The following is a 21,580-nucleotide window of genomic DNA, read 5'->3' as shown; positions in this document are numbered from 1 at the left end:
CGGTCGCACATCCGACAATGGAAATAGAGTGAGCCCCGCACCGAGAATTCGATGCGGGGCTCAACCGTACCCCCGAGCAGATTCGAACTGCCGTTACCGCCTTGAGAGGGCGGCGTCCTAGGCCACTAGACGACGGGGGCCGAAGACACGTCCGAGAAGGTGACTCCTGCGAACGGATCCGCTGGGCTACCAGGACTCGAACCTAGACTAAGTGAACCAGAATCACTCGTGCTGCCAATTACACCATAGCCCATCGTTTTCCAAGGCTGATTTCCTTGGGCAACGAGTCATAACTCTACACAACCCCGCGCCTGGGAGCCAAATCCTCAGCGCCCGTTTTCGTGTGACCTTCTTAACACCGCCGAGGCGGTCGGCCGATCACTCCCGAGCGAGCGTGATGAGCCGGTCGAGCACCCGGTAGCCGTCAGCGCGCAGACCGTTGTGCTCGTACTCGTTCGTCACCCACGGACGCACCCCGGAGAGCAGCTCGGCGGTCGCCAGCGAGTACTCACACGGCACGTACGCATCCTCGAAGTAGACGGCTGCCGCTCCCCTGACCTGGGACGACCTCAAGGCCTCGACGTCGTAGAGCGCCGGCCACCGGCGGGCGGCGATGAGCTCGGCGACCTCGGCGAACGGGGCGAGCTCGGGATCCTCGACGAAGGACTCCGGACCCGCGTGCTCTCCGGCGAGCAGCGTCGGATCCGCACTCACCGAATCGGGCATCGCCCGCCTCGCCGCCCAGTTCGTCACGGTGCCGTCGGCCCAGCACGATTCGTGGACGACCGCGTAGAGCGGGTTGCGTCCCGAGAACGGCAGGGCACCGGCGAGATCGTGCCGCAGTCCCGCCGAGGCGGGGTCGAGATCGAGGAGGTAGTGGAGGGCCTCGGGCCCGTCGGAGGCGCCGAGGTAGTGCCCGAGAAGTCGGAGCCGCTCCGTCGTCGCCCGTGCCCCACCGGGCAGGGCCAGACCGTCCTCGGCCGCGGCGAGGGAAGCCAGGGACGCGATCCGCTCCCGGTCGCCGGGGAAGTCACGGTAGTGCTCCTCGGATTTGCGGATCATCGTCGCCCACGTCGTGCGGTAGACGTCGACGGGGTCGACGCCGATCGCCGGCAGCCCGCCGGTGAAGTACACCTCGGTGAGCGACTCGGAGTGCGCGGAGACGTAGCGCAGCGCGGTGAATCCGCCGAACGACTGCCCGAGCAGCGACCACGTCTCGACGCCGAGCGCGGTGCGCAGGATTTCCGCATCCTCGACGATCGAGTCCGCGCGATAGCAGCTGAGCACCTCGGCGATCGCCTCCGGCTCAGCGCCGCTGAGCATGTCGAGGCCGGTGATCGCGCCGTCGACCGAGCCGATCGGGCTCGACTTCCCCGTCCCTCGCTGGTCGAGCATGACGACCTGGAAGTCCTCGAGCGCCCTGGCCAGCCACGATCCCCCGCCCACCGGGGTCGTCGGACGGGGTGCCTCGAAACCGGGCCCACCCTGGAGGAAGACGAGATAGGGCTTCGTGCTCTCGGCCTCGTCGGCGACGATCCGCGCGAACACCTCGATCTCCGCCGAGGCGACCCCCGGGTGACCGGCCAATGCCGGTGCGTCCGTCAGCCGGGAGAAGTGGTCGAGCGGGACGGTGATCGTCACATCGCGGAAGTGCAGTCCCCCGCGGTGCCTCTCCTCGACGTTCACAGCTGCGCCGCCAGAGCCCGCAGGCGCGCGAGCGAGGAGTCCTTGCCGAGGATCTCCATCGACTCGAAGAGCGGCGGGGAGACGCGGCGGCCGGAGACGGCGACCCGCAGCGGACCGTAGGCCAAGCGCGGCTTGATCTCCATCTCCGTGACGAGCTTGGCCTCGAGCACCGCCTGCAGGTTCTCCGTCGTCCAGTCGTCGACACCCTCGAGGACCTCGAGCGCGGCGGCGAGCACCTCCGGCGCGGAGTCCTTGAGGGTCTTCAGGCCGTCCTCGGTGATGACGAGTTCGTCGTCGGGGGTGAAGAGGAAGGCGAGCAGGTCAGGCGCCTCGCCGAGGAGGTTCATCCGGGTCTGCACGAGCGGCGCCGCCTCGTCGAGGATCGCCAGCTGAGCGTCCGTCGGCTCCTCGGCAAGCACCTCGGCGGCCTGGAGGTACGGAATGAGACGATCACGGAAGTCGGCGGGGGCGAGCATCCGGATGTGATCGGCGTTGATCGCCGTGGCCTTCTTGATGTCGAAGCGCGCCGGATTGGGCAGGACGTCGTGGACGTCGAAAGCCTGCGTGAACTCCTCGACGGTGAAGACGTCGCGGTCGGGTCCGATCGACCAGCCGAGCAGCCCGAGGTAGTTGATGAGCCCTTCGGGGATGAACCCGTTCTCGCGGTGGAGGAAGAGGTTCGACTCGGGGTCGCGCTTCGACAGCTTCTTGTTCCCCTCCCCCATGACGTAGGGCAGGTGACCGAACTGCGGGGTCGCCTCGGCGATGCCGATGGCCTTGAGCGCTTCGTAGAGGACGATCTGGCGCGGCGTCGACGAGAGCAGATCCTCACCGCGCAGCACGTGCGTGATGCCCATGAGGGCATCGTCGACGGGGTTGACGAGCGTGTAGAGCGGCTGCCCGTTCGCACGGACGACGACGAAGTCGGGGATCGTGCCGGCCTTGAACGTGATGTCGCCGCGGACGAGGTCGGTGAACGTGATGTCGTTATCGGGCATCCGCACCCGCCACACGGGCTCGCGGCCCTCCGCGCGGAATGCGGCGATCTGGTCGGCCGTGAGGTCGCGGTCGAAGCCGTCGTAGCCGAGCTTGGGATCCCGTCCGGCCGCCCGGTGCCGGGCCTCGACCTCCTCGTTCGTCGAGTACGACTCGTAGATGAGACGTGCGGCCTTGAGCTTCTCGATGACGTCTGCGTAGATGTCACCGCGCTGCGACTGGCGGTAGGGGGCGTCGGGTCCGCCGACCTCGATGCCCTCGTCCCAGTCGAGGCCGAGCCACTTCATCGCCTCGACGACCTGGCCGAAGCTCTCCTCCGAGTCGCGGGCGGCGTCGGTGTCCTCGATGCGGAAGACGAACGTGCCGCCGGTGTGCTTGGCGTACGCCCAGTTGAACAGCGCGGTGCGAACCATGCCGACGTGCGGGGTTCCGGTGGGTGATGGGCAGAAGCGGACTTTGACGGTCACGGGCGATCCTTCGGTGGTGTGATGGTGCTGGTCAGGTGTGATGGTGGGGCCGCCGAGGCGGTGGTGTGCTCAGGCGTCCATGACGGGGTTGGTGAGCACGCCGAGTCCGTCGATCGCGATGTCGACGCGGTCCCCGGCGACGATCCGCCCGACTCCGGCGGGGGTGCCGGTGAGGATGACGTCGCCCGGCAGCAGGGTCATCGTCTCCGAGATGTGCTCGATGAGCGTGGGGATGTCGAAGATGAAGTCCGCGGTCGTGCCGTCCTGCTTGAGCTCGCCGTTGACCCACGAGCGGATGGTCGCGTCGTCGACGTCGAGCTGGGTCTCGATCCACGGGCCGAGCGGGCACGAGGTGTCGAAGCCCTTCGCGCGGGTCCACTGGGTGTCGGACTTCTGGAGATCGCGCAGGGTGACGTCGTTGGCGGCGGTGAAGCCGAGGACGTGGTCCATCGCGTCCTCCGCCCGGACGCCCTTGGCGACCCGGCCGATGATGACGGCGAGTTCGCCTTCGTAGGAGACGTATTCGCTGATCGCGGGCAGGCGGATGGGGTCGCCGGGGCCGATGACCGAGGTGTTCGGCTTGATGAACGTCACCGGTGTGGTGGGCACGTCGTTGCCGAGCTCGGCGGCATGGTCGGCGAAGTTGCGGCCGACGCCGATGACCTTCGACCGCGGCAGGATCGGCGAGACGAGGCGGACGTCGTCGAACTTCAGCCGCTCACCCGTCGACTGGGCCGGGGAGAAGAACGGGTCGGAGTCGAGGACGGCGAGGCTGAGGCCCGAGGTGTCCCATGTCCCGTCCTCGATCGGCGGAACGTCGCCTTCGACGACTCCGTAGGCGGGTTCGTCCTTGTGCACAAATCTCGCAATACGCATGGCCCCCAGTCTAATCGCCGAGGCGGCGATGGTCGCGCTACCCTGAAGCCATGACGACGGTGCGGATCATCGGCGGCGGGATCGCAGGCGCGACGCTCGCCGCGACCCTCGACCGACCCGACTGGTCGGTCACCGTCCACGAACGCGACCCGGCCGCCTCCGTCCTCGATACGGCGTTCGCGCTGTTCCCGCAGGCGATGGCCGCGCTGCGGTCCGCCGGTCTCGGACCGGCGATCGAGGCCGCCGGCATCAGGGTCGATGCGGCGCGGATCCTCACCGCCGACGGCCGTCCACTGGCCCGGGTCCCCCGCCTCAGCGCGGTGATGATCGGTCGCGCGCAGCTCCATGCCGTGCTCACCGCCGCCCGACCGGCGACGACCCGGCTCTCCCCCGCCGAGGCGGTCGCTCCCGAGGCCCTGGACGCCGATGTCCTCGTCGGGGCCGACGGTGCCCGGAGCACGGTCCGAACTGCTGTGTGGGGTGCGCGCTCGGGTCCGCGGAAGCCTGCGCTCACCGTCATCCGCGGGGTCGTCGACGCGGATCTCTCCGGAAGTGGAGTCACCGAATACTGGGGCGAGCGCATGCTCGTCGGGATCACCCCGCTGCCGGGTGTAGAGGCGTCTTCGGGGCGGCGGACGAACTGGTTCGCCGCGTTCCCCGAGCAGCGGTTCTCCTCGGTCGCCGACGGACTCGACCGCCTCCGCGCTGCGGCGCGCTCCTTCCCGGCCCCGGTCGCCGAGGTGCTCGCGGCGGCGACGCCCGACCAGACGGTCATCAGCGGCATCCACGTGTCTCGGCCGCTGACGTCGTTCGTCCGCGGGCGCACCGTGCTCATCGGGGACGCCGCGCATGCGATGCAGCCGAACCTCGGACGCGGGGCCTGCGAATCGATCTGCGACGCCGTTGCCCTCGCTGGCCTCCTCAACACCCATCCGCCGGACGCGGCGCTCGGGCTCTATGCGCGCCGACGCCGCATCGCCCCGCAGGTCATCCAGCGGGTCGCGAGTCTGGCCTCCGCGCTCGCGCTGGCCGGTGGTCGTCCCGCGCGGGTGCGCGACCGCGCGCTCACCGCCCTCGCACGGATCGGGCCGGCTGGGTCCTGAGAGGTCTGTTGAGTCCTGAGAGACCGGCTGCGTCCTGAGAGACTGGGGGCATGCACTCCTTCGACCTCGAGACGATCGGCGCCGGACTGCCCGCCTCTGCACTCCTCGGGCAGCTGCCGCCGGCCGAGGCGTATCCGCGACTCGTCGTCGAGGCCCCTCCCGGAACCGGCAAGACGACACTCGTGCCCCCGCTCATCGCCGAACACCTGCGTGCGTCGCTGAGCCGGACCGGGGACCTGGGCCGGACGGCCGGTCGCGTCATCGTCACCCAGCCGCGACGGATGGCCGCCCGTGCCGCGGCGCGCCGGCTCGCCCAGCTGACGGGGACCCGCCTCGGCGAGGATGTCGGTTTCACGGTCCGCGGCGAGTCGGCGGTGTCGGCCGGCACGCAGATCGAGTTCGTCACGACGGGCGTGCTGCTGCGCCGCCTGCTGTCCCATCCCGAACTCTCCGGGGTCTCCGCCGTCATCCTCGACGAGGTCCACGAGCGCCAGCTCGACACGGATCTCACGTTCGCGATGTGCCGGGAGCTCATCGACCTGCGCGAGGACCTCGGTCTCGTCGTCATGTCGGCGACCCTCGATGCGGCACAGTGGGCGCAGCGGCTCGGCACGTCCGCCGACCCTGCGCCCGTGCTGTCCGTGGAGGCGCAGCCGCATCCCCTCGACATCGTCTGGGCCCCGCCGCCGGAGCGGGCGCTCGATGCCCGCGGGGTGAGCCGCGGCTTCCTCGACCATGTCGCGCGGACGACGGTGGAGGCGCTCGACGCCGCCGGTGGATCCGACCGTGCCGGTGGATCGACGGAGGCGGGCGACGTCCTCGTCTTCGTCCCGGGCGCTCGAGAGGTCACCGAGGCAGCGGCCCGGATCACCGCGCTCCTCGACCGGTCGGAGGCCGTGACCGTCCACACCCTCACCGGACAGACACCGGCGAAGGAGCAGGACGCGATCCTCCGACCGCGCAGTGCCAGCACCGCCGGCAGCACTGAACACAGCGCCGCGGCCGAGCGCCGGATCATCGTCACCACCTCGGTGGCGGAGTCGGCGCTCACCGTCCCCGGGGTGAGCATCGTCGTCGATTCGGGACTCGCCCGCGGACCCCTGCTCGACACGAAGCGTCAGATGTCCGGCCTCGTCACCACGCGGGAGTCGAAGGCCTCAGGTCGGCAGCGTGCGGGCCGTGCGGCACGGCTCGGTCCCGGCGTCGCCTATCGCTGCCTGTCCGAGGCCGAGTGGGCGGCGCTGCCCGACCACACTGCACCGGAGATCGCGACCTCGGACCTCACCGGGGCCGTCCTCGACCTCGCGGTGTGGGGCGGTGACCTCGACCTGCTTCCCGACCCGCTCCCGGCGACGGCGCTGCGGCGGGCGGTGGGCAGCCTCGTCGGACTCGGGGCGGTCGAGGTCAACGGTTCGACGGCCGGCTCAGACCTCTCCGTCGCTGACCTCTCCGTGACGGAGCTCGGGCGGGCGATCGCGCGGATCCCCGCCTCGGTGTGGGCGGCTCGCGGACTGCTCGACGGTGCCGCGATGCTCGGACCCCGCGCGGCCGCCGAAGCCATCGCCGTCATCGAATCCGATCGCCGCGCGCCCGGAGCCGACCTCACGGCGCTGCTGCGCGATCTCCGATCGGATCGGCGCTTCCGCAGCGAGACCGACCGGTTCTCCCGGCTCGCCGCACACTTCGGGACCGCCGACTCTGCCGACGACGACTCTGCCGCCGGTTCTCCGGCGCGCGAGGGCAGCGGCGCGGGCCGAGGCTCCCTGCGGACCGCTGACCTCGGCCTCGTCGTTGCCCTGGCCTTCCCGCATCAGATCGCGCGACTCCGCAGCGCCGCCCATGCCGATTACCTCCTCGCTTCGGGCACGGCCGCGAGCCTGCCCCGTGACTCCTCGCTGACCGGCAGCGAGTGGGTGGCGATCGCCGAGGTCGGCCTTGCCGGCGGTCGCCCCATCATCCGGGCCGCAGTGCCCATCGACGCCGACACCGCGGAACTCGCCGGGGCGGGTCTGCTGACGACGACGGAGACCGCGTCCTTCGATGAGGGGCGGGTGCGTGCGGTCCGGCAGGCCCGCCTCGGCGCGATCGAGCTGACGTCGACCCCGATTCCGGCGAGCCTCGAGCTCGCACGAGAGGCGATCGCCGCCTCCGTCGAGGAGCGCGGGGCACGCGAGGTGCTGCGGCCGAGTGCGACGTTCGAGCAGCTGCGGGGTCGCCTCGGTCTGCTCCGTGGAGTCCTCGGACTACCGTGGCCCGATGTCCGGTGGTCGCACCTGGCGCAGAACCTCCCGCAGTGGTGTCCGGCCGCGCTCGACCGGATGGCTCGGGGTGCCGATCCGTCCCAGGTCGACCTCATCGGCGCGCTGCGGACCCTGCTGCCGTGGCCGGAGGCGGCCCGCCTCGACGAGCTCGTGCCCACCGCGCTCGAGGTGCCGAGCGGCTCCCGGATCACCCTCGCCTATCCCGACCCGGACGAGGCCGATGACGGAGACGACCATCCATCGGGGCCGGTCCTCGCCGTCAAACTCCAGGAGGTCTTCGGGTGGACCGCGGTCCCCCGGGTGGTCGAGGGGCGGATTCCCGTCGTCCTCCACCTGCTCTCACCGGCCGGGCGGCCGCTCGCGGTGACGAGCGACCTCGCCTCGTTCTGGGCGAACGCCTACCCGCACGTGCGCGCCGAGAACCGCGGCCGCTACCCCAAGCACCCATGGCCGGAGGATCCGCTGACGGCGCCTGCGATGCGCGGGACCAAGCGGTCTGGGACAATGGGACGGTGACTTCGACCCTGCCCGCGACCGCCGACCCGGCCCTGCCCGGAAGGATCCTGCCCGGCACCGAGCTGCCCGCCTCGGTGTGGCGGACCCTGCGTACCGAGCACGAGGCCGCGGTCGCCTCCCGCACCGACGCCCACACGGCGCGGCGGCTGAGCGGGGAGAAGCACCCGGTCGAGGACTTCCTCTTCACCTACTACCCGTTCAAGCCCGGCCAGGTGGCGAAGTGGAACCCGGGGGTCAGCGTCCGACTCGCCCTCGACACCCCTGCGGACCGCGAGTGCTTCGACCGCCGGTGGTACCGCACCGATCCCACCGGCTCCTGCGCCGAGGTCGACCTCGAGTCCTGGCGAGCCGACCGCGGCGACGGGGCGAGGTTCATCGCCTCACTCCTCGACTCGACCCTCCACCGGGAGGCGAACTTCGGGTGCTTCGGTCTCCACGAATGGGCGATGGTCTACCGCCTCAGCGACGAGGAGCGCCGCCACCAGCAGGTGCCGCTGCGGCTCAGCCCCGCCGAGACCGACGCCGTCGTCGAAGGACACCGCATCCGCTGCACCCACCACGATGCGTTCCGCTTCTTCACCCCGGCCGCCGTACCGCTCAACACGCTGCAGCCGACCCGGGCGGGCATGGTCACGACCGAACAGCCGGGGTGCCTCCACGCCGGTATGGACCTCTACAAGTGGGCGATGAAGATCGGACCGATCGCCCCCTCGCCCCTCGTCCTCGACTGCTTCGACCTCGCGCTCGACATCCGCACCCTCGACATGGAGGCCTCCCCCTACGATCTGCGCGGCTGGGGCTACGGCGTCGTCGCGATCGAGACCGCCGCCGGCAAGGCCGAGTACATGAACCGGCAGCAGGAGTTCTCCCACCGGGCCCAGGCGCTGCGGCGCCGCCTCCTCGATGCCCTCGCGACCGCCGACATCCACCCCCGCTGACCGATATGCGCGCCGTCGTCATCGAGGAGTTCTCCACGCCACCCGTGGTCCGCGACCTCCCCGCGCCCGTGGCCCCGGAGCACGGCGTCGTCCTCGACGTCGAAGCCACCGGAGTCTGCCGAAGCGATCATCACGCCTGGTCAGGTCATGATTCGACGGTGAGTCTGCCCCATGTGCCCGGGCATGAGCTCGTCGGTCGGGTCGCCTCGGCGGGACCGGAGGTCGCGGGATTCCCCATCGGTCAGCGGGTCACGGTGCCCTTCGTCTGCGGGTGCGGGACCTGCCGGTGGTGCCGCTCGGGCCAGGCGCAGGTCTGCCCCGATCAGACGCAGCCGGGCTTCACGCATTTCGGATCGTGGGCCGATCAGGTCGTCATCCACCACGCCGACGCCAACCTCGTCGCCGTGCCCGAGGAGCTGCCGGCCGCCGCGGTCGTCGGCCTCGGCTGCCGCTTCGCCACGGCCTTCCACGGCCTCCGCGTCCGCGCGGAGCTCACCGCAGGCGAGACCGTCGCGGTGTTCGGCTGCGGCGGGGTGGGGCTCTCGGCGATCATGATCGCCCGTGCGGTCGGAGCGCAGGTCATCGCCGTCGATGTCAGTCAGCCTGCGCTCGCGCGGGCGCGGGAGCTCGGGGCGAGCCGGACGGTGGATGCCCGCGATCTCGGCCCGCATGAGCTTGCCGCCGAGGTGGTCGCGCAGTTCGCCGACGACTGCCCGGACGGGGTCGCGGTGACCGTCGATGCCCTGGGACGGCAGGACACGATCACCTCGGCGATCGCCTCCCTGGCACCGCTGGGCAGGCATGTGCAGATCGGGCTGCTCGACGGCGAGCCCGTCGTCGATGTCCCCCGCGTCATCGCCCGCGAACTCAGCATCCTCGGGTCCCACGGCATGGCCGCCGCCGAATATCCCGAGCTCGTCGACCTCGTGACCGCAGGCGATCTGCGGCCGCAGGACCTCGTCGCCGACGTCATCGGCCTCGACGAGGCACCCCAGGCGATGCTCGACATGGATGATCCGAGCCGGCAGAGCGCCGGGATGACGATCATCGACCTCAGGCGCTGCCGCTGAGCGGACCCGAGGTCAGCCGGCCCGGTTCAGCTCACTCCATGACCGCGAGGACGACCGAGTGCTCCTGACCCGGCCAGCGGCCGAGGAGGAGGCCGGACTCGGTGCCTTCGAGCGGTGAGTCGAGGGTGAGTTCGGTGAGGAGATCGACGTCGCCGGCGCCGACGAGCGGGCCGGTGCCGTGGACATGGGCCACCTCGGTGATCTCCTCGACGCGGTTGCCCTCGTCGTCGACGAGGTACTGCTTGGCTCCGGTGCCCGCGGTGGCGATCGTCGCATCGAGCCGCCGCCGGAACAGGGGGTCGCCCATGCCCGCGTAGACCCAGCGGGTGCCGAGCACGGAGTGGTCCATCGTCGTGATGAGGGCCTCCTCGGCGCCGTCGAGAGGCGCCCCGCGATACGTCAGCGGCACCTGGAACGTGCGCGCGCCGCTGGAGACGATGTGGACCTCGAGCCCGACCTCACCGGCGGGGTCGTCGAGGCGGTAGGAGGTCACCTGCTCCAGCGGCTGCCGCTCGAGATCGAGGTCGGCCGCCCAGTCCTGCCCGGCCACCCAGGTCGTGATGACCTCGAGCTTGCCGGGGCTGAGTTCGGCGTTGAAGATGTCAGCCATAACGGTGCCTCTCCTCGGTGGCGGTGGGTGCGGGGTTCTCAGGCCTTGCGGGTCCCGGGGATCCATTCCCCGTCGACGATCTCGTAGTCGGCGAAGATCGCGGGGGCCTCGGCCTGCATGATCTCACCGATCTTGTTGAAGACGAGGCGGATCTCCTCCTCGGCGCCCTTCGCGGTGCGCATCTCGATGACGTGGCGCAGGGAGCGGAGGTTCGCGGTGTAGACGATGCCGGTGGCCAGGCCCTCGGGCGCGAAGCGGCGCATGAACGACGTCATGTGCTTCTTGTGCGCGAACTTCGTGCCCTCCTCGTCGAGGCCGAAGTGCTCGGCCATCCACTTCTGGTGCTCCTCGAGGGTGTCGAGCACCTGGAGGGAGCGCTCCATGAGCTCGGGGTCCTCACGCGCCCAGTCGGGGAACCAGAACGGAATGTCGGCGAGGCGGACGTAGCGCAGCGACTCCTGCGAGAACGCGGATCCGGCGCGGTGGCGGATGAGCTCGTGGGTGAGCACGCGCGAGACGTTGTGGAGGACGAACGTGAAGTTCGCGTGCTCGAGGACCGATCCGTGCTGGGAGGAGATGACGTTGCCGAGGTACGAGGCCGAATCCGTGCGCACCCGCGAGACGTTGGGGTTGAGTCCCGGCTCCCACGAGCGGTAGCACATGCGGCCGGAGAACTCGAGGAGATCCTCGGCGTCCGGGGACTCGGCGGCTTCGACCCGATCCGCCCATGAGGAGCCGCCGACGTCGTCGAGGTAGGTCCTCATCGCCTCCCAATCGATGCTGGGCTTGGCGAGCAGTTCAACGGACGGTTCGACCTGGCGCATGGTGCTCCTTGGAGGTTGAGGACGACGTTCGCCACAATCCTACAGAGTCACCGAGGCGGTGATGCGTTCGGTCCGGAGCGGTTCCGCCAGGCGAGGACGGCCAGCAGGATGCCGCCCCCGCCGAAGAACACGACGCCGACCGCGGCGATAAGCGCGAGGGTTCGCTGGGAGAGGTACGCGGAATCGAACGGCACTCCGGTCAGGGCGAGGATGAGGATCCCGGCGCACGCGGCCGCGAAGCCGAAGCACCCGAGAATGCAGGCCAGCAGAGCGGTGCGCGCACTCACCCGCGGCAGGCGCATGATGCCGGCGAGCAGGCAGCCGGAGAAGAAGAGGATGACGAGGATCGCGACGACCTCGCCGGTCAGGGCCAGGATTCCGCCGAAGAGGACGAAGACTCCCGAAACGACGATGAGGGCGATCGCCTCCCGCCGCTGGCTGCGCTCCCAGCGCTCTTCGGGTGAGAGCTTCCGCCGGATCATGTCGGCCCGCCCAGCCGGGTCGTCGCCACGGGGGTTTCGGAGGCGCGGTCGATGAGGAGGGCTCCGGCGCCCGGTTCCTCGGTGAGCGCCGAGGTGAGCGTTCCGTCCTCGAAGACGAGTGCCGTGCCGTCGTCGATGCCGTACCCCGGCCCCGGCAGTGCACCTTCGCCGATCCAGGTGCGGAAGGAGTCGGCGCGGCCCTCCTCTCCGTGGAAGTGCGGGCAGGCGCTGCCGGCGAGGAACCCGAGGCCGTCGCGCAGCGGGGCGAGCGGACCGAACGAGTCCGTCGAGGAGCCCTCGAACCAGCAGTTCGCGCCCGCACTGATGCCGGCGAGGATCGTACCGTCGGCCGCGGCTCTGCGCAGCACGGTGTCGACGCCGTGGCGCCGCCACAGGGCGAGCAGGTTGACCGTCGATCCCCCGCCGACGTAGACGAGATCCATGTCGAGCAGCATCTCCGGGTGCGCGTAGTCCCATGGGTTCTGCCCGAACAGGGAGAGCACGCGGGTGCGCGCCCGGCCTGCGAAGGCCGCCTCGAAGCGCTCACAGTAGTCACGGCTGTCGCCGGCGGCGGTGGGGATGAAGCAGACGGCGGGCAGGCGGCCTGGCCGGTTCGCCCCGGCCCGCGCGAGCAGCCAGTCGTCGATCGCCGATTCCCCGGTCTCGGACATCGAGAACCCGCCCCCGCCGAGGGCGACGATCGTGCCGGGCATGCTCACGGGACCCGGTGCGTCCATGCCTCGGTGCCGAACTTCTCGGTGACGAGCTCGCGCGCGCGGGTCAGCTCCGCCTCGGTGTACGTGTCCTCGGTGGCGCCGTAGCGGTCGATGAAGGTCCGGGCCATCGTGTCGATGATGGCCTCGCGGGACTCCCCCGTCTGGCTGCGCAGCGGGTCGACGCGCTTCTTCGCACTCGCCACGCCCTTGTCCGAGAGCTTCGCCTCGCCGATGCGCAGGATCTCGACCATCTTGTCCGCGTCGATGTCGTAGCTCATCGTCGCGTGGTGGAGCAGCGTGCCGTCGCGCAGGCGCTTCTGCGCGGCACCGCCGATCTTCCCGGCCGTCGAGGAGATGTCGTTGATGGGCTTGTAGAACGCGTCGACGCCGAGACCCTGCAGGGCCGCGAGCACCCACTGGTCGAGGAAGACGTAGGACTCCTGGTAGTCGAGACCGGCGACGAGCGAGGGCGGCACGAACATCGAGTAGGTGATGCAGTTGCCGCCTTCCATGAACATCGCCCCGCCGCCGGAGATCCGGCGCACGACCTCGACACCGTACTTCTCGACGCCTGCCGGCCGGATCTCGTTGGCGTAGGACTGGAAGGCGCCGATGACGGTGGCGGTGTCGTCCCATTCCCAGAACCGCAGGGTCGGCGCCCGGCGACCGGCGGAGACCTCTTCGAGGAGGACCTGGTCGAGGGCGACGTTGACTCGCGTGGGCAGGACGTCGCCGCGGATGAGCTGCCAGTCGAAGTCGGTGAAGTTCGCGGCCGAGCCGAGGGCGCGGCGCACGACGGTGGCGACATCGGCGGTGGAGAAGCCGTGCATCGCGAGTTCGGACCCGTACGCAGCCAGGGCCGCGTCGAGGCGGTCGCGCAGCTGCGTGTTGTCGGCGGTGACGCTTGCCCCGATGAGCGCGGGAGCGAGATCGAAGTAGGCGTCCTCGGGTTCGAGGAAGAAGTCGCCGGAGATCTGCAGGCCGGTGATGACCTGCCCGTCGGTCTCGACGTCGGCGACGACGAGTTTGCCGCCGATCACCTTGTATTCGGCGTGGAACTGCTGGGTCTCATTCGTCATGGTTCCACGCTACGCCGCCCCACGTGAGGCGGCCAGTCCGGTCACTCGGTCACTGTCCGGTCAGGGACCTCCAGAGGAAGCGGTAGCTCAGCGCCCGGACGAACGCCGCCTGCTTGTTGTCCGAGGCCGCCGCATGCCCGCCCTCGGTGTCCTCGAAGAACCAGACGTCGGGGATGTCCATCGCCTGCATGCGGGCGGCCATCTTCCGCGCCTGGACGGGTCCGACCCGGTCATCCGAGGTGGCCGTCCAGAAGAGGACCGGCGGATAGTCGACGTCGGCGGCGAGGAGGTGGTACGGCGAGAAGGTGCGGATGAACTCCCAGTCCTCCGGCACGTCGGGGTCACCGTATTCGGCCTTCCACGAGTAGCCGGCGCTCAGCTTCGTGTAGCGGCGCATGTCGAGCAGCGGCACGCCGCAGGAGACGGCGCCGAAGAGCTCCGGGTACTGCGTGAGCATGTTCCCGACGAGGAGGCCGCCGTTCGATCCCCCGGCGCAGCCGAGGTTCGCCGGGCGGGTGACGCCGCGGTCGATGAGGTCGCGGGCGACGGCGGAGAAGTCCTCGTAGGCGCGCATCCGGTTCTCCCGCATCGCCGAGGTGTGCCACACCGGACCGTACTCTCCGCCGCCGCGGATGTTGGCCAGCACGTAGACGCCCTTCCTGCCCGCCGGCAGCGACGAGTCGCCCGTCGTCTCCCGCGACAGCCAGCCGAGGCCGACGATCGGCGAGTAGACGGGGGTGCGGCTGACTTCGAATCCGCCGTAGCCGTCGAGGAGGGTCGGGTTGGCGCCGTCGAGGGTGAGTCCCTCCTCGGCGATCTGGAAGTACGGGATCCGGGTCCCGTCGGCGCTCGTCGCGAAGTGCTGTTCGACGCTGAATCCGGTGGCGGGGAAGAGCGCGGGCGAGGATTTGATGACGGCGGTGTCCGCGCCGTCGGTGCCTGCCGCGTCGCGGTCGGTGCCTGCCGGGTCAGGGTTGGTGCTTGCCGCGTCGCGGGCGCCGCCGAGGCTGCCGTAGGACAGGGTCGACGGGGTGAGGAACCCGGTGCTGACGAGCCAGAAGTCGTTGGCCGTCGCGTCGTCGTCGGGGTCGACGGGGCTGAGGCTGACCATGTGGTTCGCGGGCACTCCCGGCAGCGGCGTCGACGCGAAGTCGGCGGCGGGGTCGAGGACGAGGAGTTCGGACTGGACGTCGCGGAGGAGTTCGAGGACGAGGAAGTCACGGGTCTTCGCCCAGGATCCCAGGGCGGTGTGGTCGTCGGGCGCGAAGATGACGCGAGGTCGGATCGTGCCCGCCTTGACCTCGGCGGTGGGGGCGACGGCGAGGCCGCCGGCGGGAACGACGACGTCCCCGGCATCCCAGGCCGTCTGCGGCCGGAAGAGCACGTGGTCGTCGTCGACGCCGACGGAGACGTCGGTCGGAACGTCGACGCTGATCCAGGCGTCCTCCCACGCCGAGGCGGTCGCCGGCAGGCTGCCGCCGTCGGCCCTGATGTCGTCGAGGTCGATGAAGCTGGCCGTCGAGTTGAAGAAGTCGATGGCGTCGATGACGACGGCGCGGTCGCGGGTCCGCTGCTGCGGGGCGCCGACGTCGCTGCCGACGAAGATCGCGACGTGGTCGCGGGGCACTTCGGCGACGATGGGGGCCTCGGCGATCGCCTGCCCGCGGCGCAGGGCGCGAGCCTGGCGGGGGTAGGACGAGGTGGTCAGCGAGTCGGGTCCGGTGTCCGTGGCCACGAGGATCGTGTCGGCGTCGAGCCACGCGAAACGGGTCTTCGCGGCGGGGATGTCGAAGCCGTCGGCGACGAAGGTCTTCGTCACGAGGTCGAACTCGCGCACCCGGTGGGCGTCGCCGCCGTCGGGCGAGAGCGACACGAGGGCCCGAGTGTGGTCGGGGCGCAGCACCGAGGCACCGGCCCAGACCCATGGAGTGTCTTCGGTGCGGGCGAGTTCGTCGACGTCGAGGAGGACGTCCCACTCCGGGTCCTCGGAGGCATAGCTGTCCCAGGTGGTGCGGCGCCAGATGCCCTTCGGGTGGTCCTTGTCGCGCCAGAAGTTGACGTAGTGGTCGCCGCGTTTGGTGACCATGGGGATTCGGTCGTCGGAGTCGAGAGCCGTGAGGATCTCGTCGGACATCTGGTCGAAGAGTCCGTCGCGGAAGTGTTCGAGGGTGGCAGCGTTCTGGTCGCGGACCCAGGCGAGCTGTTCATCGCCGTCGATGGCCTCGAGCCAGAGGTTCTCATCGTCGGGTTCGGGAGACTGGACACTGGATTCCGGCGAAGCACTGTTCATGCTTCCATCCTGCCAGCTCAGCCGAGTGACTTTCGACTCAGATCGCGTCTCTCGAAGTGGTATGGGTCACAGCGGCGGGGTCACAGCGGTGGGCGGTGCAAGACGAGGCCGGGGCGACCGTTGGGGGCCTGGGGTCCGTGCCCGAGCGCGGTGAAGCCGAGACTTTCGTAGAGGCGGCGCGCGGGGCTGTCGATGTCATCGGTCTGCAGCCAGCAGCCGTAGCCGGCGATCGCGCTCAGCCAGGTCACGAGGGTGATGCGCCCGAGGCCGGAGGCCCGCAGGCGAGGGTCGCGGGCGAGGAGGTTGAGTGCGAATGTCCATTCGAGCGTCGGGGCGGCGTCGCCGAGGCGGTCGCGGAGTTCGTAGGCCCATTCGTAGTTCTGCTCCTGCCATGCCCAGAAGTGGCCGTAGGCGATCGCGCGGAGTCTGCCGTCGCCGGCCGAGCGAACGAGGGCGGTGAGGACCGGGCCCTTGCGCACCGAGGCGTCGTAGACCTTCGCGAAGTGCGCCGCGTACTTCGGATCCTCGTTGAGCGGCGGTTCTGCGGCGGCGGCGCCGTAGAGTTCGCCGACTTCGTCCGGGGGCGGAAGCACACCGTGCACGCCGGCGGCCGATGCCACCGGCTCCCACGTGTCGCCGAGGCCGCCGGGAAGCCCCCACACGAGTTCGACAGGCAGTGTTGCGTCCGCGGCCGTCGGTGCCCCGGTCCCGGGAAGGTCGTTCATACTACAACCTTAACGACTTGAGTAGTCATTGCACTGAACACCAGGCAAACTGATGTCGCAGTCTGGCGAGAGAATCGTCAGGGAGCTGCGATTCGACTTCGGGTTGCCGGTTGACATCGGGCTGCCGGTCGACATCGGGCTGCCGGTCGACATCGGGCTGCCGGTCGACAGCCGCGCGTCATCAGGCACCTGTCCGTGCCTCGACCTCTCTGGCCAGCCGAGACTCGACCGTGCTCTCCCCCGGCCGCCGACTCGCTCGCGGCGCTCTCCGCCGTCGCCGACCCGACGTCCCGCATTGACCACCCGGTGACTGTTCTCGATCGTGCGGAGTCACGACAGACCGGTCCCCTCGAGTCAGTGCCGCGGTGAACTCGCCGGTGATGCGCCATCTGGACTCCGGCGACACCGGAAATGCTTCGATGATCTGCCAGATGACATGTGAGTTCGCCTCTTCCGAGACCTCTGACGTGACGAGTTCACTCCCACGCGCTTCTGCCTCGCCTGCTTCTCTCTCGCCGCCCGGGTCGCGGGCATTCGGTTGTCGTCCGACGCTCGATCTTCGACCGTCGATCGGGCGGGTTCTCACTGTGTATCGGTGGCCGGTCGGCGTCGTGACGATGAGTTCGTCGGCGGTGGCTCGGTGCCTCCACCCCGCGAGCTCCTTCGTGTAATTGCAGGCGGCGCACAATCCTGAAGCGTTGTCCCAGGTGGTGGCTCCGCCATCAGCGACAGGCGTGGCATGGTCGGCATGTTTGATCAGGGCGTCGCACCACGGAGTCCGGCACACGTCATCGCGGACGAGGACCATCTGGCGCAGCAGGCCCCCGAACTCCCGGCGCTTCGAATCCATGGCGACCAGCTGACCATCGGCGGGCCGAGTGTAGAGCCTGCGCAGGAACACGCCCGCGTCGTTCTCGGCGATGAGCGACCGTGCCGCACCGGCCGGAATCGGGCCGAATCCCGGCAGCCACGCCGGGTCGTCGCCGGCGTCGAACATCGTCTCGTCGTTCATCACGACGAGCACGTCGAGCGGGACCGCATCGGCGCTCTCCTGCCCGGTCACGCGCTCGACGAGCAGGTCCGCCATCGTCTGGCTCTGCGTGCTGCCACCGGATGCACCGGTTCCCACTCGCGCTGCCGCCGATGTCGAGAGATTCGCGAATGCGGCGACAGCCTGCTGCATCGGCAGGAATGCGGTGAGGTAGGCCATGTTGCCCGGAGCCGGTCGGACGGTGACGCGGCGTTCGGTCGTGCAGTGATCGAGGTGGTCGACGGCCGCGACCTGGTCGAGCTTCTGTGCCAGCATCCGCACTTCGCTGCTGAGGCGCCCCACCCCCACCTCGGCGAGACGATCGGCCATCTGCTCATCGAGCTCCTGCTTCTTCTCCCGTGGCAGCCAGGAGGACTCCCGCGCGACGGCTTGAGCCTTCTCCTCCGAGATCTCTCCCTGCGACAGGGCCGCGTACGTGTGCGGCAGGTCCATGAGCAGGGTGCGAGCGAATCCGATGAGTTTGCTGCCGCGCGCACGCGACACCTTGCGGGCGAGACCGATCTCCGCGCCCACTCCCCTGCCCTGCCGTGCGCTGGGCACACCGTCCTCGGCCTCCCGGTTGCGGCGGTGCATGTCGAAGGTGAGGGCCTCGCGTGCCTGAGCGGCAGCGGCGGCCGAGGTCAGCTCCTCGAGCGCGGTGATCCGCTCGATCGCCTCACGCTCGGTCGTCGCCGGAGGCAGGGCGGACAGCGCTTCGCGCCAGCGGACGATGTCCGCGATGACGTCTGAAACGGTCTCCGACTCCATGACACAACCCTAGAGGTCGGTCCTGACACGACCCCGTCGAACACTGTCACCGCAGGTCAGTCCGCTGACGACGGAGTGGGCGACAGGGCGTCGGACGCCCGGCACCCCTCTCACCCGAGTCGCCGCGGCACCGACAGTCGCGGTCGCGTCGCAGCATCAGCAATCAAGGGCGCGCCGGAGCAACCGCAGAATCGGCAGTCACGCCCGGCTCAGACGAGCTTCTCCCCCGTCGTCTCCCGCGCGAGGAACCCCATGAGCACAACGGCGGCGACAACGAGCACCCCGGTGAGGGCGAACGTCGTGACGAGACCGAGCACAGGCCACATGAACGCTCCGAAGACCAGAGGGGCGATGCCGGTGGCGATCCGCGACGCCGCTGACGCCCAGCCGAAGCCGGAGCCGCGCAGCCGGGTCGGATAGAGCTCGGAGACGTAAGTGTAGAGCGTCGGGATGGCGATCTGGATGACGAATCCGAAGCCGATGATGCTCGCCTTCGCCGCGAAGCTCAGCTCCGATCCGGAGGCCTCGATGAAGACGGCCACGCACACGAGGAGACCTGCCGAGACGATCGCCGTCACCCCGAGCACCAGTTTGCGCCCGAGCCGCTCGACGACGAGCGCAGAGACGACGACACCGAGGATGCCGACAGCGGTCATCGCACCGGTGACGAGGAAGGCCGCCTGGTCGCCGAGTCCCTGCTTCTTGAGGATCCCCGGCAGCCATGTCAGTGCCGCGTAGTAGACAAGGAGGACGGAGACGAAGAGCGCCCACGACACCAGCGTCGTCTTCGCCGAGTACTGCCACAGCTGAACGAGCTGACCGCTGGCAGCCCGCAGCTGACCACTGACGGAGGTGATGAGACCCGCGGAGTTCCCTTCCATGCCCGAGGAGTCACCCGGGGTGACCGCAGGATCCCCCTGCCTGCCCGCGGAGTTGCCCTGCGTGATCGCCGCGTCCTCCCGCAGAACGGCAGCGTCAGTCCGGGTGTGGTCAGTCCGGGTGCGATCAGCTTGGGTGCGGTGCCCGGTCCCCTCGCCGAGGCTGTCGTGGCCGTCGCGGGCGGAGACCGCGGCTGGCACGTCGTGCGTCCAGGTCGTGACGTTCGCTCCCGTGCGCTCGACGAGCCTGGCGATGATGGCGTCGGCCTCGGCTGTGCGCCCGACTGAGGCGAGATAGAGAGGTGATTCGGGGATTCCGAACCGCACGGCGACCGTGAGCAGGGCGGGAATGATCATGACGAGCATGATGAGCCGCCAATCGCCCATGGTCAGCAGCCACGCGGAGACGAACGCGCACAGTGAGGCGCCGATCGGCCACCAGCCGTCCATCGCGGTGAGGACGCGTCCGCGGTGCCTGCTCGGAGTGAACTCGCCGACGAGTGCGTAGTCGACGGGGATGCATCCGCCGAGCCCGAACCCGGCGAGGAACCGGAACGCGATGAACCACCCGAACTCGGGCGCGAATGCTCCGGCGACGGTGAAGATCGAGAAGACGAGGAGCGTGAGCGTGAATGCCTTCTTGCGGCCGATGACATCGGCGATGCCGCCCCAGACGAAGGCACCGAGGGCCATGCCGATGAGGTTGGCCGTGGCGATCCATGCCGCCTCGCCGACGCTCAGGTCCCAATGCTCGCTGAGCAGGGGGATGAGGAATCCGTTGAGGGCGACGTCCCAGGCGTCGAACATGAAGCCGAGACCGCCGATGAGGAAGATCGCGCCCTGCGTGTTCCATTTCCACGGCAGGTTCGCGATGACGTCAGAGGCGGTGGGCGTCGAGGTCGAGGCTGCGGCTGTCACGAGGACACAGTACAACGTTTAACGCACAGATGCGCAAAACATGCGCCGGCGGCGGGATATGCGCCAGGGCGATACCCCGCTCGACGCGTGCCGGACCCAATCCCACCTGATATGCACAGAGGCGGATCCCGCTCGCGACCACGATGGTCATCGAGCCGGATCCGCCCCCGGAGAGCAGGTGGCGCTCAGCTCCTCACGCGAGCCGCACGAGCCAGTTGTTCTTGTCCTCGGCGCGACCGTACTGGATGTCGAGCAGCGCCTTGCGCAGCGCCATCGTCTTCTCCCCGGGCTCGTCGCCGTGGTCGATCGTGAACTCGTCGGAGACGAGCTTGCCGATCGGCGTGATGACGGCGGCGGTGCCGCACGCGAATGCCTCGACGATGTCGCCGTTCTCCGCTCCCTCACGCCACTCCTCGATGGTGATCGGCCGCTCGACGGGCTCGAGGCCGAGGTCGGGGGCGAGGTCGAGCAGGGACCGCCGGGTCACACCGTCGAGGATCGTGTCGCTGAGCTCGGGGGTGAGCAGCTTGCCGTCCTTCGTCACGAGCATGAGGTTCATGCCGCCGAGCTCGTCGATGTACTTGTGCTCCTCGGCATCGGTGAAGAGCACCTGCTGGCAGCCGTTGTCCGCCGCCTCCTGCTGGGCGAGGAGGGACGAGGCGTAGTTGCCGCCGCACTTCGCGAAGCCCGTGCCGCCGGAGCCGGCGCGGTTGAGCTTCTTCGACAGCCAGATCGACACCGGCTTGATGCCGCCGGCGAAGTAGGGGCCGGCAGGCGAGGCGATGACGTAGTAGTCGACCTCGTGGCTCGCCCGGACACCGAGGAACCGCTCGGAGGCGATCATGAACGGACGCAGGTAGAGGCTCGACTCGTCACCGTCGGTGCCCGGCGTCGGCACCCACGCCTCATCCGTCGACACGAGCGCCTTGAGCGAGTTGATGAAGTCCTCTTCGCTCAGCTGCGGCAGCGCGAGGCGCTCGGCGGAGCGGTTGATGCGCACGGCATTGCGATCCGGGCGGAACGTCCACACCGAGCCGTCCGCGTGACGGTAGGCCTTGAGGCCCTCGAAGATCTCCTGCGCGTAGTGGAAGACCGCGGCCGCCGGGTCGAGGACGATCGGACCGTAGGGTTCGACCTGGTGGGCCTGCCACCCGTCCTCGTTCGTGTACCGGATGTGGGCCATGTGGTCGGTGAAGTACTGCCCGAACCCGGGATCCTTCTTGATGTCCTCGCGCACCAGCTCAGGCTGCGGCTGGATGTTCTTGAGGACGGCGAATTCAGTCATCAGAGCTTCTTTCCCAGTTGTGAGGCGTAACACGTCTCAGGGTAGTCCATCCGACGACCCGG

General features: G+C 69.5%; 17 protein-coding genes and 2 tRNA genes. 4 read left to right on the top strand and 15 right to left on the bottom strand.

Translation table 11 applies throughout. The features are described from left to right. Positions 1-67 precede the first annotated feature (67 nt). The 5 genes from J9315_RS05895 to J9315_RS05875 all read right to left on the bottom strand — a co-directional run bounded on the left by J9315_RS05895 (position 68) and on the right by J9315_RS05875 (position 4,025). Positions 68-140: transfer RNA gene (locus J9315_RS05895), tRNA-Glu, on the bottom strand. Between the two features lie 41 nt (positions 141-181). Further along, a tRNA-Gln gene (locus J9315_RS05890) sits at positions 182-253 on the bottom strand. Between the two features lie 125 nt (positions 254-378). Beyond that, entirely contained in the window at positions 379-1,686 is a 1,308-nt protein-coding gene (locus J9315_RS05885; protein WP_232623640.1) for an alpha/beta fold hydrolase, read from the bottom strand. Further along, complete coding sequence (gltX, locus tag J9315_RS05880; RefSeq protein ID WP_198499189.1) at positions 1,683-3,149, bottom strand: glutamate--tRNA ligase; 1,467 nt, start codon at positions 3,147-3,149, stop codon at positions 1,683-1,685. The genes J9315_RS05885 and gltX overlap by 4 nt, the downstream gene beginning before the upstream one ends. A gap of 69 nt (positions 3,150-3,218) precedes the next feature. Next, positions 3,219-4,025, bottom strand: a complete 807-nt coding sequence (locus tag J9315_RS05875) for a fumarylacetoacetate hydrolase family protein (RefSeq protein ID WP_198499190.1) — start codon at positions 4,023-4,025, stop codon at positions 3,219-3,221. Between the two features lie 50 nt (positions 4,026-4,075). Here J9315_RS05875 and J9315_RS05870 point away from each other — a divergent pair, with 50 nt between their 5' ends. Genes J9315_RS05870 through J9315_RS05855 form a run of 4 tightly spaced genes read left to right on the top strand, consistent with a single transcriptional unit; the run spans position 4,076 to position 9,913 of the window. Beyond that, entirely contained in the window at positions 4,076-5,128 is a 1,053-nt protein-coding gene (locus tag J9315_RS05870; RefSeq protein ID WP_198499191.1) for an FAD-dependent monooxygenase, read from the top strand. Between the two features lie 50 nt (positions 5,129-5,178). Next, positions 5,179-7,905: an ATP-dependent helicase HrpB gene (hrpB, locus tag J9315_RS05865; protein WP_211978992.1), complete on the top strand. Its 2,727-nt coding sequence runs from the start codon at positions 5,179-5,181 to the stop codon at positions 7,903-7,905. Continuing rightward, the gene (locus tag J9315_RS05860; protein ID WP_332839528.1) at positions 7,902-8,843 is read left to right on the top strand and encodes a 3-methyladenine DNA glycosylase; all 942 of its coding nucleotides are present in this window, start codon (positions 7,902-7,904) and stop codon (positions 8,841-8,843) included. The genes hrpB and J9315_RS05860 overlap by 4 nt, the downstream gene beginning before the upstream one ends. A 5-nt stretch (positions 8,844-8,848) precedes the next feature. Then, on the top strand, positions 8,849-9,913 hold the full coding sequence (locus J9315_RS05855) for an alcohol dehydrogenase catalytic domain-containing protein (protein ID WP_198499193.1): 1,065 nt from the start codon (positions 8,849-8,851) through the stop codon (positions 9,911-9,913). A 31-nt stretch (positions 9,914-9,944) separates the two neighbouring features. Here the strand turns inward: J9315_RS05855 and J9315_RS05850 are convergent, their stop codons facing one another. The 10 genes from J9315_RS05850 to J9315_RS05805 form a co-directional block, all read right to left on the bottom strand. After that, positions 9,945-10,523, bottom strand: a complete 579-nt coding sequence (locus J9315_RS05850) for a hypothetical protein (protein ID WP_198499194.1) — start codon at positions 10,521-10,523, stop codon at positions 9,945-9,947. Positions 10,524-10,561: 38 nt separating this feature from the next. Then, the gene (gene thyX / locus J9315_RS05845; RefSeq protein WP_198499195.1) at positions 10,562-11,347 is read right to left on the bottom strand and encodes an FAD-dependent thymidylate synthase; all 786 of its coding nucleotides are present in this window, start codon (positions 11,345-11,347) and stop codon (positions 10,562-10,564) included. A gap of 47 nt (positions 11,348-11,394) precedes the next feature. Beyond that, positions 11,395-11,829, bottom strand: coding sequence for a hypothetical protein (locus J9315_RS05840; protein WP_198499196.1), 435 nt, complete (start codon positions 11,827-11,829; stop codon positions 11,395-11,397). Next, positions 11,826-12,566: a peptidase E gene (locus J9315_RS05835; protein ID WP_198499197.1), complete on the bottom strand. Its 741-nt coding sequence runs from the start codon at positions 12,564-12,566 to the stop codon at positions 11,826-11,828. The genes J9315_RS05840 and J9315_RS05835 overlap by 4 nt, the downstream gene beginning before the upstream one ends. After that, complete coding sequence (locus J9315_RS05830) at positions 12,545-13,624, bottom strand: biotin/lipoate A/B protein ligase family protein (RefSeq protein ID WP_198499198.1); 1,080 nt, start codon at positions 13,622-13,624, stop codon at positions 12,545-12,547. Before J9315_RS05830 ends, J9315_RS05835 begins: the two co-directional genes overlap by 22 nt. A gap of 49 nt (positions 13,625-13,673) precedes the next feature. Further along, positions 13,674-15,914, bottom strand: a complete 2,241-nt coding sequence (locus J9315_RS05825) for a prolyl oligopeptidase family serine peptidase (protein WP_198499199.1) — start codon at positions 15,912-15,914, stop codon at positions 13,674-13,676. An 80-nt stretch (positions 15,915-15,994) separates the two neighbouring features. Continuing rightward, complete coding sequence (locus tag J9315_RS05820; RefSeq protein WP_211978991.1) at positions 15,995-16,639, bottom strand: GNAT family N-acetyltransferase; 645 nt, start codon at positions 16,637-16,639, stop codon at positions 15,995-15,997. A gap of 181 nt (positions 16,640-16,820) precedes the next feature. Then, the gene (locus tag J9315_RS05815) at positions 16,821-18,437 is read right to left on the bottom strand and encodes an HNH endonuclease signature motif containing protein (RefSeq protein WP_198499201.1); all 1,617 of its coding nucleotides are present in this window, start codon (positions 18,435-18,437) and stop codon (positions 16,821-16,823) included. Between the two features lie 209 nt (positions 18,438-18,646). After that, positions 18,647-20,233: an MFS transporter gene (locus J9315_RS05810; protein ID WP_198499202.1), complete on the bottom strand. Its 1,587-nt coding sequence runs from the start codon at positions 20,231-20,233 to the stop codon at positions 18,647-18,649. 193 nt (positions 20,234-20,426) lie between these two features. Then, complete coding sequence (locus J9315_RS05805) at positions 20,427-21,518, bottom strand: branched-chain amino acid aminotransferase (RefSeq protein WP_198499203.1); 1,092 nt, start codon at positions 21,516-21,518, stop codon at positions 20,427-20,429. Between the last annotated feature and the right edge of the window lie 62 nt (positions 21,519-21,580).

This window comes from Brevibacterium sp. W7.2, from assembly GCF_018137945.1.
In the GTDB taxonomy this organism is placed as follows: domain Bacteria; phylum Actinomycetota; class Actinomycetes; order Actinomycetales; family Brevibacteriaceae; genus Brevibacterium; species Brevibacterium sanguinis.
Note: the sequence above shows the minus strand (reverse complement) of the source record. Positions and strands in the feature narration are given on the sequence as shown.

Excerpts from the sequence above, each read along its gene's own strand:
- J9315_RS05805 (WP_198499203.1), bottom strand. The coding sequence starts at position 21,518 with ATGACTGAATTCGCCGTCCTCAAGAACATCCAGCCGCAGCCTGAGCTG.
- J9315_RS05850 (WP_198499194.1), bottom strand. The coding sequence starts at position 10,523 with ATGGCTGACATCTTCAACGCCGAACTCAGCCCCGGCAAGCTCGAGGTC.
- J9315_RS05870 (WP_198499191.1), top strand. The coding sequence starts at position 4,076 with ATGACGACGGTGCGGATCATCGGCGGCGGGATCGCAGGCGCGACGCTC.
- J9315_RS05835 (WP_198499197.1), bottom strand. The coding sequence starts at position 12,566 with ATGGACGCACCGGGTCCCGTGAGCATGCCCGGCACGATCGTCGCCCTC.
- J9315_RS05840 (WP_198499196.1), bottom strand. The coding sequence starts at position 11,829 with ATGATCCGGCGGAAGCTCTCACCCGAAGAGCGCTGGGAGCGCAGCCAG.
- hrpB (WP_211978992.1), top strand. The coding sequence starts at position 5,179 with ATGCACTCCTTCGACCTCGAGACGATCGGCGCCGGACTGCCCGCCTCT.
- J9315_RS05815 (WP_198499201.1), bottom strand. The coding sequence starts at position 18,437 with ATGGAGTCGGAGACCGTTTCAGACGTCATCGCGGACATCGTCCGCTGG.
- thyX (WP_198499195.1), bottom strand. The coding sequence starts at position 11,347 with ATGCGCCAGGTCGAACCGTCCGTTGAACTGCTCGCCAAGCCCAGCATC.
- J9315_RS05825 (WP_198499199.1), bottom strand. The coding sequence starts at position 15,914 with ATGAACAGTGCTTCGCCGGAATCCAGTGTCCAGTCTCCCGAACCCGAC.
- J9315_RS05855 (WP_198499193.1), top strand. The coding sequence starts at position 8,849 with ATGCGCGCCGTCGTCATCGAGGAGTTCTCCACGCCACCCGTGGTCCGC.
- J9315_RS05830 (WP_198499198.1), bottom strand. The coding sequence starts at position 13,624 with ATGACGAATGAGACCCAGCAGTTCCACGCCGAATACAAGGTGATCGGC.
- J9315_RS05875 (WP_198499190.1), bottom strand. The coding sequence starts at position 4,025 with ATGCGTATTGCGAGATTTGTGCACAAGGACGAACCCGCCTACGGAGTC.
- J9315_RS05820 (WP_211978991.1), bottom strand. The coding sequence starts at position 16,639 with ATGAACGACCTTCCCGGGACCGGGGCACCGACGGCCGCGGACGCAACA.